This is a genomic window from Corallococcus exiguus, assembly GCF_009909105.1.
In the GTDB taxonomy this organism is placed as follows: domain Bacteria; phylum Myxococcota; class Myxococcia; order Myxococcales; family Myxococcaceae; genus Corallococcus; species Corallococcus exiguus.
On the sequence record NZ_JAAAPK010000004.1, the window covers coordinates 626,896 to 639,429 of the forward strand.

Annotated in this window: 11 protein-coding genes; 5 read left to right on the plus strand and 6 right to left on the minus strand. The window is 68.2% G+C overall.

Going from position 1 to position 12,534, the window contains the following annotated elements; all coding sequences use genetic code 11:
- Positions 1 to 76: 76 nt before the first annotated feature.
- A complete protein-coding gene (locus GTZ93_RS18705; protein WP_139919002.1) occupies positions 77 to 1,660 on the minus strand; it encodes an amidohydrolase family protein in 1,584 nt (527 codons plus the stop codon).
- Between the two features lie 297 nt (positions 1,661 to 1,957).
- Between GTZ93_RS18705 and GTZ93_RS18710 the strand changes: the two genes are divergently transcribed.
- Positions 1,958 to 3,547 (plus strand): amidohydrolase family protein, encoded by a 1,590-nt coding sequence (locus GTZ93_RS18710; protein WP_139920194.1) that lies wholly within the window; start codon positions 1,958 to 1,960, stop codon positions 3,545 to 3,547.
- A 63-nt stretch (positions 3,548 to 3,610) separates the two neighbouring features.
- Here GTZ93_RS18710 and GTZ93_RS18715 read toward each other — a convergent pair whose 3' ends face one another.
- Both GTZ93_RS18715 and GTZ93_RS18720 read right to left on the minus strand, forming a co-directional pair.
- Entirely contained in the window at positions 3,611 to 4,030 is a 420-nt protein-coding gene (locus GTZ93_RS18715; RefSeq protein ID WP_139920191.1) for a VOC family protein, read from the minus strand.
- A 45-nt stretch (positions 4,031 to 4,075) separates the two neighbouring features.
- Positions 4,076 to 4,714 carry a response regulator transcription factor gene (locus GTZ93_RS18720; protein ID WP_276528804.1) on the minus strand — a complete coding sequence of 213 codons (639 nt, stop codon included), beginning with the start codon at positions 4,712 to 4,714 and terminating at the stop codon, positions 4,076 to 4,078.
- 222 nt (positions 4,715 to 4,936) lie between these two features.
- Between GTZ93_RS18720 and GTZ93_RS18725 the strand changes: the two genes are divergently transcribed.
- Positions 4,937 to 6,604 (plus strand): aldolase/citrate lyase family protein, encoded by a 1,668-nt coding sequence (locus GTZ93_RS18725; protein WP_139920189.1) that lies wholly within the window; start codon positions 4,937 to 4,939, stop codon positions 6,602 to 6,604.
- Here GTZ93_RS18725 and GTZ93_RS42840 read toward each other — a convergent pair.
- Positions 6,568 to 8,265, minus strand: coding sequence for an MSCRAMM family adhesin SdrC (locus GTZ93_RS42840; protein ID WP_261778571.1), 1,698 nt, complete (start codon positions 8,263 to 8,265; stop codon positions 6,568 to 6,570). The two genes, GTZ93_RS18725 and GTZ93_RS42840, sit on opposite strands and share 37 nt — an antisense overlap.
- A 239-nt stretch (positions 8,266 to 8,504) precedes the next feature.
- On the opposite strand from GTZ93_RS42840, the gene GTZ93_RS18735 reads away from it, so the two are divergent.
- Together GTZ93_RS18735 and GTZ93_RS18740 are read left to right on the plus strand one after the other, a co-directional pair.
- On the plus strand, positions 8,505 to 8,933 hold the full coding sequence (locus GTZ93_RS18735) for a tellurite resistance TerB family protein (protein WP_139920187.1): 429 nt from the start codon (positions 8,505 to 8,507) through the stop codon (positions 8,931 to 8,933).
- Between the two features lie 794 nt (positions 8,934 to 9,727).
- On the plus strand, positions 9,728 to 10,240 hold the full coding sequence (locus GTZ93_RS18740; RefSeq protein ID WP_139920183.1) for a hypothetical protein: 513 nt from the start codon (positions 9,728 to 9,730) through the stop codon (positions 10,238 to 10,240).
- Between the two features lie 31 nt (positions 10,241 to 10,271).
- On the opposite strand, the gene GTZ93_RS18745 is transcribed toward GTZ93_RS18740, so the two are convergent.
- Positions 10,272 to 10,649, minus strand: coding sequence for a cytochrome c oxidase assembly factor Coa1 family protein (locus tag GTZ93_RS18745; protein ID WP_161662905.1), 378 nt, complete (start codon positions 10,647 to 10,649; stop codon positions 10,272 to 10,274).
- Positions 10,650 to 10,957: 308 nt separating this feature from the next.
- Between GTZ93_RS18745 and GTZ93_RS18750 the strand changes: the two genes are divergently transcribed.
- The gene (locus tag GTZ93_RS18750; protein WP_120580624.1) at positions 10,958 to 11,308 is read left to right on the plus strand and encodes a nuclear transport factor 2 family protein; all 351 of its coding nucleotides are present in this window, start codon (positions 10,958 to 10,960) and stop codon (positions 11,306 to 11,308) included.
- Positions 11,309 to 11,359: 51 nt separating this feature from the next.
- Here GTZ93_RS18750 and GTZ93_RS18755 read toward each other — a convergent pair whose 3' ends face one another.
- Entirely contained in the window at positions 11,360 to 12,394 is a 1,035-nt protein-coding gene (locus GTZ93_RS18755) for an SAM-dependent methyltransferase (RefSeq protein WP_257979334.1), read from the minus strand.
- Between the last annotated feature and the right edge of the window lie 140 nt (positions 12,395 to 12,534).

A 12,534-nucleotide genomic window follows, 5' to 3' on the forward strand; every position in this document is an offset into this window, starting at 1 on the left:
GTTGCACTGGGGTTACGCCGTCAGGGGCATTTATTTCCTCGGCCGGGGTGAGCGCCGACTCCACCCCGGACGTCTTTCACGCGTAGTCCGACCTCAGCTGTTGTTTCAGCGTGTCATCCAGATTGAGCTGCGCGGACAGGAGCTCCCAGTAGTCCGGCCCGCCCACGGTGGGAGCGTCGAGCGTGATGCGCCCGGCCACCCGGTCCAGGTCGGTGATGAACCCGGAGGCTTCGGGGCCGGAGGCGAAGACGTCCTGCGGCTCATTGTCGAGCACGAGCTCGAAGGGCCTGGGGGCGCCGGGGCGCAGCTGTTCGCGCTCCTCGTGGTCCATCCGCCGCCGGAAGTCCGGCAGGTCCGCCATGGCCTCATCGAGGAGGGAGCGCGCCGCTTCGAAGCCCACGTCGTTGAGGGGGGAGTCGTCCGCCCACAGGGAGAAGGCCTTCTCGACGCCGTCGACGGTCCAGGGCTCGGAGGGATGGCCAGGGTCGAAGGCGAGCGTTTCCATCAGCGCGCGGTCTCCGTAGCGGGCAACGCCATCCACGATGACGAGGCGCACCTCTTTCTCCGTGGCGGAGATCAACGCGTCATAGGGGTCGCCGTCGGTGCCCGCGATGACCAACAGGTCCGCGAGTGCGTTGGCGCGGAGCGTGCCCAGCTGGGTCTGCCAGCCCGTGACCCGGGCGGCGTCCGCCGTCACCGAGCGCACCAATGTCTTCGAGGACAGGGACACGCCCTGTCGCGCTGCTTCGTGTCGGGCGACCTTCAACTCCTGGAGGAGGTTCTTGCTGCCGGTGGGGGACCAATCACAGCCCAGGGAGAACGTCACGCCCGCGCCGAGCAGGTCCGCGATGTGCAGTGTCTGTCCATACAGCAGCAGGTTGCTGAAGGGGGACCACACGACCTTGGCGCCCATGGCGGCCATCCTGTCCAGGTCCGGGCGCTGCAATCCCAGACTGTGGATGCCAATCAGTGAAGGCTGGACGAGGTCATGGTCGGCCAGGTCGGCGTAGCGGCGGTGGGCGTAGTCATCCACGCCTTCGCCCAGGTGGTAGAAGTACGCGGCGCGGGACTTCAGGGCGTCGCGGAAGGATTCGATGTCCTCGGCGTCGTCATGCAGGTCCATCACGCGGGTGCTGCCCGCGGGCAGGTGGTCGTCGCGAGGTTCCTCGACGTTGCGCATGGCGCCCCGGAAGAGGGCTTCTCCGCCGGACACGCGGGTCCGGATGCCCTGACCGGTGGTCGTGCCCGCCAGCAGCGCCTTGGCTTCGATGTAGCGGACGACCGCGCGGGCAGAAGGGGAGTGGCCAGCGAGCACTCGGATGGGCAGGGAGATGCGCGTGGCGTATTCCGCGTGGCGCGGCCACTGGGTGCGATTGAGGTAGCGCTTCGGCACCCGCCACAGCGTCAGCACGTCGTAGACGAAGTGGTTGTGCAGGTCGATGAGCCCTGGATAGAGCGTCCCGCCGGTGTCGATCCTGGGGGCGCTCCGGAAGGACTCGGGGAGGGGGCCGCCCGACGGCTCGACCGCGACGATGCGGCTGCCACGGACGAGGACGCGCCCCCGTTCAATCACCTCATCCCGGGAGTTGAGCGTCACCACCCGGCCTTCCAGGACGTAGCGGGGGACTGCTTCGGTGGGCTCGGGTGCTCCGGCGTTCATGGCTCGCCTCCCATGGCGGTGGGCCTCCCGGACTCCGGGGAGGAGCTGCCGGCGGCCCCAGCAGCTTGAAGATAGGGACGACGGAGCCGGGAGGGTGGGGCGAGGGCGGGGCCGAGGGCGCCGCCCCGCGCCCGCTTCTGCCTCCGCGCGGAGCGAGCGGCGTCCGACCTGGGTCCCTCTTGAGTCCATTCTCATATACATTCGAGTAAAATGAGATAGACGTGAAAATCACTTCACGTTCTCCTTGGCACCCTGTACGGAGCGCCCCGCACCTCCACAAGGATTGCCATTACCCCCATGCTCAAGTTCTCATCATTCGCCATCGTTGCCGCGCTCGGTCTGAGCGCCTGCAGTGAAGAAGATCCCGTCCCGCCTGTTGAGAAGTCGCGAGAGGAGCGGGTCAACGAGCACATGGAGTCGCTGCGAAGCGACGCCACGGCGCTTGGGACCTTCCTGTTCGAGATGCCCAAGGGCGGCGACCTGCACAGCCACACCTCCGGCGCCATCACCACGGAGAAGCTGATTGCGTGGGGTGCCGAGGACGGCGCCTGCGTGAACACGACGACCTTCGTGGCCAGCAACCCGTGCGCGGCCGGTTCGGTGCCCCTGTCCCAGACGGAGAGCGACCTCGCCCTGCGGGATGCGGTGCTGAGCGCCTGGTCCATGGAGGACCACCCGGGGCCCCTGCTGACGGCGCACCAGCACTTCTTCGACGCCTTCGGCAAGTACGGCGCGGTGCAGAACGACTCGCGCAATGACGACAGCTACGCGGACATCCTCTCGCGCGCGGGCAGGCACCATCAGGTCTACGTGGAGCTGATGCAAGGCTTTGGCGCGGGCCGGGGTGGCAGCCTCGCGACGCCGCTGTTCACGTCCACGGACACCTGGGACAAGGCGACCCTGCTGGCCAAGAGGCAGCAGCTCATCGCGCTGCCGGATTTCCAGAACGCCCTGACGGCGCAATCCACCAGCATCGCGAACACCCTGAAGGGCACTCGCACCCTGTTGGGGTGTGACACGGCCCAGCCGGATCCCGGCTGCGGCGTGGAGGTGCGGCTCATCGTCTCCGCCAACCGCACCGCGGACCGGACGAACGTCTTCGGACAGTGGGTGTATGCCTACGAGCTGGCCCAGAAGGTGCCGGAGATCGTCGGCGTGAACCTGGTGTCCCCGGAGGAGAACGCCAACTCCCTGGCCTTCTACCAGGATGAGATGTTCGCCCTGGGCACGCTCGACGACTTCAATGACCAGGAGGTCGGCCGCAAGCTGGTCCATGTCTCGCTGCACGCCGGGGAGCTCATCCCCGCGGTGCTCACGGCGCAGGACCAGCAGCACATGACCTTCCACATCCGCGAGGCCGTGGAGAAGGCCCATGCGGAGCGCATCGGCCACGGCGCGGACGTGCTCGCCGAGACGTCTGGCGATGGCGCCGCGGACCTGCTGCGCGACATGCATGACGCGGGCGTGATGGTGGAGATCTGCCTGACCTCCAACCGCGTCCTGCTGGGCATGTCGGGAGAGGCGCACCCGCTCGCCGCCTATCTGAAGAACAACGTGCCGGTCGCGCTGTCGACCGACGACTCGGGGATCCTGCGCGGGGACATCACCCAGGAGTACGTCGCCGCCGCCACGGACCAGAAGCTCGAGTACAAGACGCTCAAGCAGATGGCGCGCGCCAGCCTGGAGCACGCCTTCGCGGAGGGCGACAGCCTCTGGGCCGCCCGGGATGACTTCTCCAAGACGGTGGATGCCTGCGCTTCCGACAAGCCGGAGCAGACCGCCGTGTCCGCCGGTTGCAACAGCTTCCTGGCCGCCAACACGCGCGCGATGTTGCAGTGGAAGCTGGAGATGCAGTTGGCCACCTTCGAGCGCGTCATCGCCCCGTGAGTCCCCGCCTTCGCGCCTCTACGTCAGGAGGCGCGAAGGCCTTGGAATTCCGGGCGCGGCGTCTCAGGTGCCTTCGTGGCCGCCGAGCGACGTGTCCCAGAAGTTCGCTTCGACCTTGTGGCCATCCGGATCCCGCACGAAGCAGCCGTAGTAGGGCGGGCCATACAGGGGACGCGGGCCGGGGGCGCCGTCATCGGTGGCTCCCGCCTGGAGGGCCGCCTGATGGAAGGCGTCCACCGCCTGCTTCGACGGGGCGAGGAAGCAGAAGTGCGTGCCATTGCCCACGGTCGCGGGCTTCCCGTCGATGGGCGTCTGGACCCAGAACTCCGGGAACTGGCGGCCGTAGGCCACCGCGTTCGGGAAGTCCAACACCCGCCGGCAGCCCAGCGGAGTGAGGACCGCGTCGTAGAAGGCCACGGCGCGCGCGAAGTCGTTCGTGCCAATGGAGACGTGGGACAGGATGCTCGGGTTCTCGTCGCTCATGGCGGCAGGGATAGCACGCACCGCTGGAGCCGGACGTGACGCTCGCTACTGCGTCCCCTGAACAGCGCCGGACGGCGGCTCCAACCGGTCCAGCAGCCGGACCAGCTCCGCCACGGAGCCCACGGCCAGCTTGGCCATGGCGCGGCCCCGCTGGAACCGCACCGTCTGTTCTGCCGTGCCCAGCTCCGCGGCGATCTGCTTGTTGAGCAGTCCCCTCGCCACACCCCGGCATACGTCCCACTCCCGGGGAGTCAGCGTGGAGAAGCGCAGGCGCAGCCGCTCGTGCTCGGCGTGGGCGGCCCTCAAGGTCTGGTCTCGCGCGAGCGCCTGGGACACCGCGGCCAGCAGTGCTTCCGTGCTGACGGGCTTGGGCAGGAAGTCCACCGCCCCTGCCTTCATCGCCTGGACGGCGACGGGCACGTCCCCATAGCCGCTGACGAAGACGACGGGGTGTCGCCATCCCGCCTTCCGCAGATGCCCCTGGAGCTCCAACCCGTCGAGCTCCGGAAGGCGCAGGTCCATGAGCACGCAGCCCGGTCCCTGCCAGGGCTCGCACTCCAGCATCAACCGGGGATGCACGAAGCTCCGCACCGCGTAGCCTTCCGTGTGGAGCACGCGCTCCATGCTGCGCAGCACGGGCGGATCATCGTCCACGGCGAAGATGGTGGGCCGTTCCGAAATCACGGCCCACCGGTTCCAGGGGCCGTGAGCCAGGGCAGAAGGGAAGAGAGCATTCCCATGCATGGCCACCGCGATGACGCAGGCCACGCCTTCCGCCTCTGTCAATGCAACAAAGTGCTCAATGGCGGCGCCTTCGCGAAGGGATAGGAGTGCGTCACGGCCGCCTGGTTGTGTTTCTCAATTCCAGTGAATTGACCCGGGTCGGGCCTCCTGGAGCGCACTCTCATGGAAGACGTGTCTCAGGCGCCGCGGCCCCCGGCCACCTGGCGCAGCCTGCTGTTCATTCCCCAGTTCGCTTTCGCGAACGCCGCGCGGTTGCCGGCGGATTGCTTCATCGTGGACTTGCAGGACGCCGTGCCCCTGGCCGCGAAGGCCGCAGCGCGAGCAGGGCTGGTGGAGGCGTTGAAGGCAGGCACCTTCGCCGGGCGTCCGGTGGTGGTGCGCATCAACGAGGCGGCGCGTCCCGAGTTGCTCGACGCGGACCTGGAGGCCTGCATCGGGCTACCGGGGCTGACGGCGCTGATGCCCACCATGACGACGTGTCCGGAGGACCTGGATGCGCTGCACGAGCGCATCCGCTTGCTGGAGGAGGCCCGGGGTCTGCCTCGGGGACACACGCGCTTCCTTCCGCTCATCGAGACCCCGGCGGCCCTGCTGGAGGTGGGGCGGCTTGCGGTGTCGGGCGGTGGGCGTCCGTTGGGGTTGATGCTCGGGCACGGCGACCTCTTCCGGCTGACGGGCGCGCTGCCGCACGCGGAGCTCACGCTCGCGCATCCCCGGAGCATGGTGGTGATGGCTGCGCGCGCGGCGGGCATCGAGCCGTTCGATACGCCATACACGAACGTCGGAGACCGGATCGGCCTGGAGCAGCACGCGGCGCAAGGACACGTCCACGGTTTCACGGGCAAGTGCTGCCTGCATCCGGATCAGCTCGACACCGTGAACCGTTGCATGACGCCCACGGCGTCGGAGCTGGCGTGGGCCCGGAAGGTGACGCAGGCGCAAGGGCAGGGCGCGCTGGCGACGCTGACGCGCAAGGTGCCGGGGCTCACGGCGTCCGGTGCGGGTGGCGCGGCGGAGACGGAGGGGATGGCTGTCGTTGACGGGGTGCTCGTGGGGCCTCCGCACCTGAAGGCAGCGCACCGGATGCTCGCGCTCTGTCCTCCGGCCGTGCTGGCCATGGAGGCGGAGCCACGGGTGAGGGGGCGACGCGTGTCGCACGCGCTCCACCGACCGCCCAGCCCGGACGACGTGCTGCCCAACCCGTACGAAATGACGGCGACGGCGGGGATGCGAGACCTGTGGGTCCAGTGCTTCTATTCACACGACCGGGTGGTGACGAGCGCGCCCTTCGCGGCCCGGCTGGGGCTGTCCGGTCCGGACGCTCCGCCCCTGCCGTTCATGATGGGCCTCTACCTGGCGTGCAGCATGTCGAGCACGCACGGCGCCATCTATCACCTGGGCTTCCGTGACGCGCGGCAGCTGGCGCCGCTGCGGGTGGGGGACACCTTCCGGCAGGAGATCCAGGTGCGCTCGGTGCGCAACACCGGAGACGGCAAGCGCGCCGTGGTGACGACCCACCGCCGCATGCTGCGCGTGGGGGACGACGTCCCCGTCTTACGGACCTCACGCCGTCCGAGGAGCTGGCGGACACGGTCCTGCCCCGGGCGCTGTTCCACATCGTGGGGGAGCGGCCCTCCGCCTACGACGCGTTCTGCCGGGAGCACGGGCTCCAGGCACTGGAGGGCCGCGTGGTGTGTGTGGCCACGCGGCGCCTCTTGCGACTCAAGGGCTGACCGGGGCTCCCCCGGCCTTCCCGAATCGGAAGGCCGAGGGAACGCGTGTCGGGACCGCGCTCAGTTGTTCTGGAGGGTGTCCATCGAGGGGCAGTAGGTCGCGTACCCGTGGCCGGAGATGGCGGCGCCGTTCTCGTAGGTGGCGTTCACGTCGAAAGCCATGAAGTGCTTCGCGGGAGGAGGCGTCCCGGCCTTGATGCAGCTGGGGCAGAGCGAGGCCGCCACTGGCGTGAAGGTGAGGCTCGTGTTGCTAGTGGCATACTCCGCCATGAGCGCGCCATCGAAGTCGAACAAGTACGATGCCGGTCCACCCGCCGTGGAGCCCGTCTGCGGGGTTGTGTCCACCGGTGCCTTCACCGATTCGAGAGTGGCGATCTGCGGCGGGAGTGGCCCTGTCGGAGACGGGCACTCATCCGTCTCGCCGTTGCTGAGTTCGAGCACCAGCCTCCACGGATCCGCGGCGGTCGTTGGCTCCACGTAGCCGAAGTAGGCGTGGTTCAGGGCCACCTGGTTCTCGTCCATCTGGGCCGTGACGGTGGTGTCCTGGCACGTGCCCTCGCAGGTGCCGAAGGGGTCGGTGCCTGCGTCGGGAGTGGTGCCCGCGTCGGGAGTGGTGCCCGCGTCGGGAGTGGTGCCCGCGTCTGGCTCAGTGCCTGCGTCCGGTTCGGTGCCTGCGTCGGGTCCGTCGTTCAGGAGGCGGTCGATCGAGGGGCAGTAGGTGGCGTACCCGTGGCCGGAGATGGCGCCGTTCTCGTAAGTGCCGTCCACATTGAAGGCCACGAAGTGCGACGTGGGAGGCGCCCCGGCCTTGATGCAGCTGGGGCAGAGCGAGGCCGCCACTGGCGTGAAGGTGAGGCTCGTACTGTGAACGAAAGGAGGCCAGTCGAGGAGCGCGCCATCGAAGTCGACCAGCGTCGCGGTCGGTCCCCCCGCCCCCGAGGAGCCCGTCTCCGGAGTCGTGTTCACGGGCACCTTCACCGAGTAGACGTTGACGAGCTGCGGAGGGGTCGGCGAAGTCTCGGACGGGCACTCATCCGTCGAACCGTTGTTGATCTCGATCCACAGCGTCCACGGGTCCCCGGCGTTCGTCGGCTCTTCGTAGCCGAAGAAGGCGCGCGGCAGGACGCGCTGGTTCCCGTCGATCTGAACCGTGACGGCGGTGTCCTTGCACGTGCCCTCGCAGGTGGTGAAGGGGTCGGTGCCTGCATCCGTGCTGGTGCCCGCGTCGGGAGTGGTGCCCGCGTCGGGAGTGGTGCCCGCGTCGGGAGTGGTGCCTGCGTCAGGGGTGGTGCCCGCGTCAGGGGTGGTGCCCGCGTCAGGGATGGTGCCTGCGTCCGGTTCAGTGCCCGCATCGGGCTCGGTGCCCGCATCGGGCTCGGTGCCCGCGTCGGGAGTAGTACCCGCATCGGGCTCGGTGCCCGCATCGGGCTCGGTGCCCGCGTCGGGAGTGGTGCCTGCGTCCGGTTCAGTGCCCGCGTCGGACTCGGTGCCCGCGTCGACTTCAGTGCCCGCGTCGACTTCAGTGCCCGCGTCGACTTCAGTGCCCGCGTCGACCTCAGTGCCCGCGTCGACTTCAGTGCCCGCGTCGAACTCGGCGCCAGCATCCAGCTCGGTGCCTGAGTCGGGCGGGGTGCCTGCATCGGGCCTGGTGCCCGCATCCGGCGGTGTATCGCCGTCATCGGAGCCACAAGCTGAAAGGGTAGGTACGACCGCGAGGGAGAATATCAACAGGGGGAGAATCGAGAGTCGCAGGGTCATGCCGCGGATTGTCACGGGTTCAGTGACGAGAAGCGAGGGGGCTTGGCCTTCTGCGTCACCGCCTCGTGGCGACAAGCCTGAATTGTCCCCAACCCGTGTTCCTCGTGCGGGGACCGGCGTCCGGCTGAAACCGTTTTCGCTCCTCGTGGGCCGCCACTATCCTGCGTGAACGAGCAGTCCGGCTCCGTGGCCGGCGGTGAGCCCTCCGCCAGCCGAATGCCGCCTACCCAGGAGATGACATGTCGAGCGAGTACCCCCAGGAGCAGTTGCTGGCGTTCGTCCAGGCCATGGCCAACGTGGCGGCGAGCGACGGCCGCATCACCGAGGAGGAGCGCCAGCAGCTCGACGAGGTGGTGCTGAACATTGGCCTGTCGCCCCGCGACCCGCAGGTCGCCGCCATCATCGAGGCGGAGTTCCAGAAGCCCGGCCGGCTCACCGACATCGTCAGCAAGATTGAAATCCGCGAACTGCGCGCCTCCCTGCTGCGCATGCTCGTCGAGGTGGCCTGTGCCGACGGAGAGCTCGCGGCCGAGGAGCGCGCGTCGGTGAAGGAGGCCGCCACCACCTTCGGTTACGACGCCTCGGTCGCCGACGAGCTCGTCAACTGGACGCTCGACTCCATCAAGCTCGATCAGCGCGAGCGCGACATCATGGCGAAGCTGCTCTGAAGAGCCGCCCGCATTCCCAGTTCCTGTCGCCGCAGACCCCCGCGCGCTGTGGCTGCCGAAAAACCAGAGGCGCTCGGAGGTCGCGGCCATCCACGAGGTCCGCGACGTGCCCGGGACGCTCAACGGCTCCAGCGATGGGGGCTCCCGTGGACATCTCGAACACCGCCCCCGCCACGTCTCGATGCAGCTGCCGAGGGTGCGGCCAAAGCCCCTCCGGCGCATGCCCGCGACAAAGAGTCGCTCGCCCACGACCCGGAGGCCGGAGACCGTGCGCAGCACACTCGGGCCGTCGTTGTCCAAAGTGAGCCGCTCCTCGCTCGAGCCCGCGACGTCGTTGCGAACCTTCAGCACGCCGTCATAGCCGAGGTAGACGGCACATCCCGATCCTCCAACTCACGGGCGACGCCGGCAACGTAGAGAGAGCCGTCGTCCAGTGCGGCGCCGTAGTTGAAAAGAAAGGGGCACGTCGCGGGGGCTGCGTTCATGAAGCGTCTGATGCGGATGCTGGCGAGAAGTGGCGCCGCGTATGCCCCGCGATTGGAACCGATCAACATGCGTCATGCATCCGTCGAGGCAGCGTCAATGCGAGTGCGGCGAGCGTTGGCGTACTTGAACGAGGCGGGAAGCGTGCGAGCGAATCTGGAGCACCTTGGGCTTACTGCTCCGGCGGCCCGCGTCAGCAGCACTTCTTGTGTGTATGCTGTCGGCTCGCGATGCCCCCGAGAGCGGGTGTTTCCATGCGCTCATCGAAGGCAGGCAGCGCGTTGTCGTGCCTGGCGCACGAGGAGAAAACCATGAAGCGTATTGTCTCGACGGTCGTTGGATGCGTGCTGTTCCTGGCATGTAGTGTGCCCCCGGAAGAGAGCGGGGTGGAGCCTCTGGGAAGTCTGTCGTCCGCGTTGTGCAACACGTCGACCCAGTGCGGAACCGGTCAGGTGCTCCAGTGTTCGGGGAACATCTGTAGCTCCATTTCCGCGACTTCGATCACCTGTGATGGCATCACCGTCACCTGTAGTGGTAGCGGCGGCAGTGAATGTGTCATCAATGGTGTTGCGTACCCGCACGGTTCGGAAAACCCATCCAACCCTTGCCAGTGGTGCTACGCCAACATCAGCACGACGTCCTGGACCCACGCCCCCGACGGCGAGATCTCCACGTCGGTGTGCAAGGGGAGCGACCCCATCGGCACCTGTGGGCTCAACGAGTGCAGGGGGCGGCCCTGTGACCCGAACGGAGACTGGCAGGAATGCGTGGCACGCTGCGCGAACGGGCAGATTTCCTGCGGCTTCGGTACCGGCGACAGCTGAAGCCGGCCCGGCGCTGGGCAATCTCGTGCACTCAGTGCCGGCTGTACCCGCCGACGTCCACCGCTTCGCCGTTGTCCGCCACCACGCGCAGCCGGCTGAATCCCCAGACGTCGTCGGTGCGCACGGCCTTCACCTCCAGCCGGCCGTCCTGCCTGCTGCCGGAGAGGTTGATGGTCATGTTCGCCTGACCATCCTTGTTCATGAGGTTGAAAGAGCCGCTGAAGAAGCTGCTCGCGCTGATGGGCGCCCCCAGCAGCCTGACGACCCCGGCATGGTTCTCCACCCGGGAGATCGCCTCGGCGTAAGGGAGCTCGGACCGGATGCCCAGGCACATCAGGCCTCCGCTGCCGCAACACAGCAGCGGCAGGCCTAGCAGCCCCGCAAGCACCCACTTCGTGGTGGACGACATTCCCTGTTCCTGGCGGCGACGGGGCATGCGGTACGTCCTTTCCAGTGTGCGAGTCCTGTGGACCGCCTCCTAAAGCGGCCCCCGGCCCGGCGAAAGTCGGGCTGGGCCGCGGAGGCTTTGGGGGCACGCTGCCCTTTCCCAAAACGCTGCGCGTCGGCGTGGTGGGTTGTGAGCTGGATGGTCACAGCCATCGGGCGGCGTGAAACGGGTCCTTGCGCGAACAAACCTGACACAGGGTTGTCCGGAGCCGGGAGGATGCTCACGTCCATGCTCGACGGACTCCTCCGTCGAGCACCTGGAGGCCGAGCATGAAACGTCCCGTGGAAGTGGTGCAGGCGTACTTCGATGCGTGGAGCGCGAAGGATGAGTCGATGCTGCGGGACACGCTCGCGCCCGACGTGAGCTTCGTCGGCGCGCTCGGCAAGGCGGAGGGCGCGGAGGCCTGCGTGAAGGGGCTCGTCAACGGCATGTGGAAGGTGTCGCCCCAGGTGACCGTGCTTCACCGCTTCGTGGACGGCGACGACGTGATGACCTGGTTCGAAATCCATCCCTCGGGGCACGAGCCCGTGCCGGTGGCGAACTGGAGCCACGTCGAGAGCGGGCGCATCACCCGCATTCGCGTCACCTTCGATCCGCGCCCCTTGCTTGAGAAGCGCTGAGCCCGCGCTTCCCTGCTTGCCCCATGGGCAGATGCGCAAGGCCCGGGGCGCTCAAGCGCTCCGCGACGCGATGAGCGCGAGGTTGCGCGGAGACAGGCGTGGGTCGAAGAGCTGAAGGGGTTCGACCTGGAAGCCCAGCTCCTCCAGCAGGAGCGCTCGGTCGAGCAGGAGCACGACCTCCAACGCCCTCGCGAAGCGGTCCCTCAGCAGATGGCAGAGCATGAGGTCTCGCGTCTCGGCGCGAACGGACACCTCGAAGGCATTCAGCTCTGCGTCCGTCATGCCGGGCTCCAGGCCCAGGCGCTCCAGGCGGTCGCGCGCGTAGAGGGCGAAGGGGCCGTCATAGAGAGTCCGGGGCGCGTCTCCTGCCCGCACGAAGCCGCGTTCGGGGAAGCGTCGCCTCGACAGGAGATCGAACGCGAAGCGCCACGCGTACACCTGCTTCATCCGCGCGAACTCCACCTCGGTCTTGTGATGCCGTCCCCGCGTCGTCAGTGCCAGGGCATGCGGGGTGAAGGGCAGGGGATGCGCGCCCCCGAAGCGGGAGACGGGGTAATCCCGCGGGGCCTCCAGCTTGTCGTAGCAGCAGCCGACGTTCAGGACGAAGCCCGCCCCCTGGCTCTTGAGGATCTGCGTGAGGGCGAGCGGCCCGCAGGTGTGCAGACCGATGGAGGCCCGGTCCCGGCCGGAGAAGAGCGGATCGAGTTGGGGTTGGAGCCCGTCCTCGACGGAGGCCTGGATGAAATGCAGGGTGTCGTCACCCAGGGGGCGGGTTTTCGTCAACCACCGCCGGCCCTTGTCCTGCAACCCGGCGTCCCTGTCGATGCTGTGGAAGGTCCACCCGAACGTCCGCGCGCAGAGGCGGGCGAGATGTCCCATTCCGCCGCCGATATCGATCGCCTGGTGGATGGAGCGCGTTCTTTGCGCGAGCAGGGCGAGCACCCGCTCGAGCTCGTGGGTCTTCTTGGCGCTGAGTCCCTGCGTCTGCGCGACCGTCAGCGCATGAACGCCTTCATGCCAGGGCAGCGCCGTCAGTTCCTGGAGCGCGCCGAGGAGCGCGGACAGGGACGGAGGAGGGGCGCCCACGAGTGACCCCTGGTCCAGCAGTCGCTCGCCCGCTTCATCGAGCGACCGGGCATAGGCAAGCCAGTCCTCGGGCCATGCGGCGCCGGATCCGGGCCAGTCCTGGAGGATGGAGCGGGACCAGCGCGAGGCCCATGGCCGGA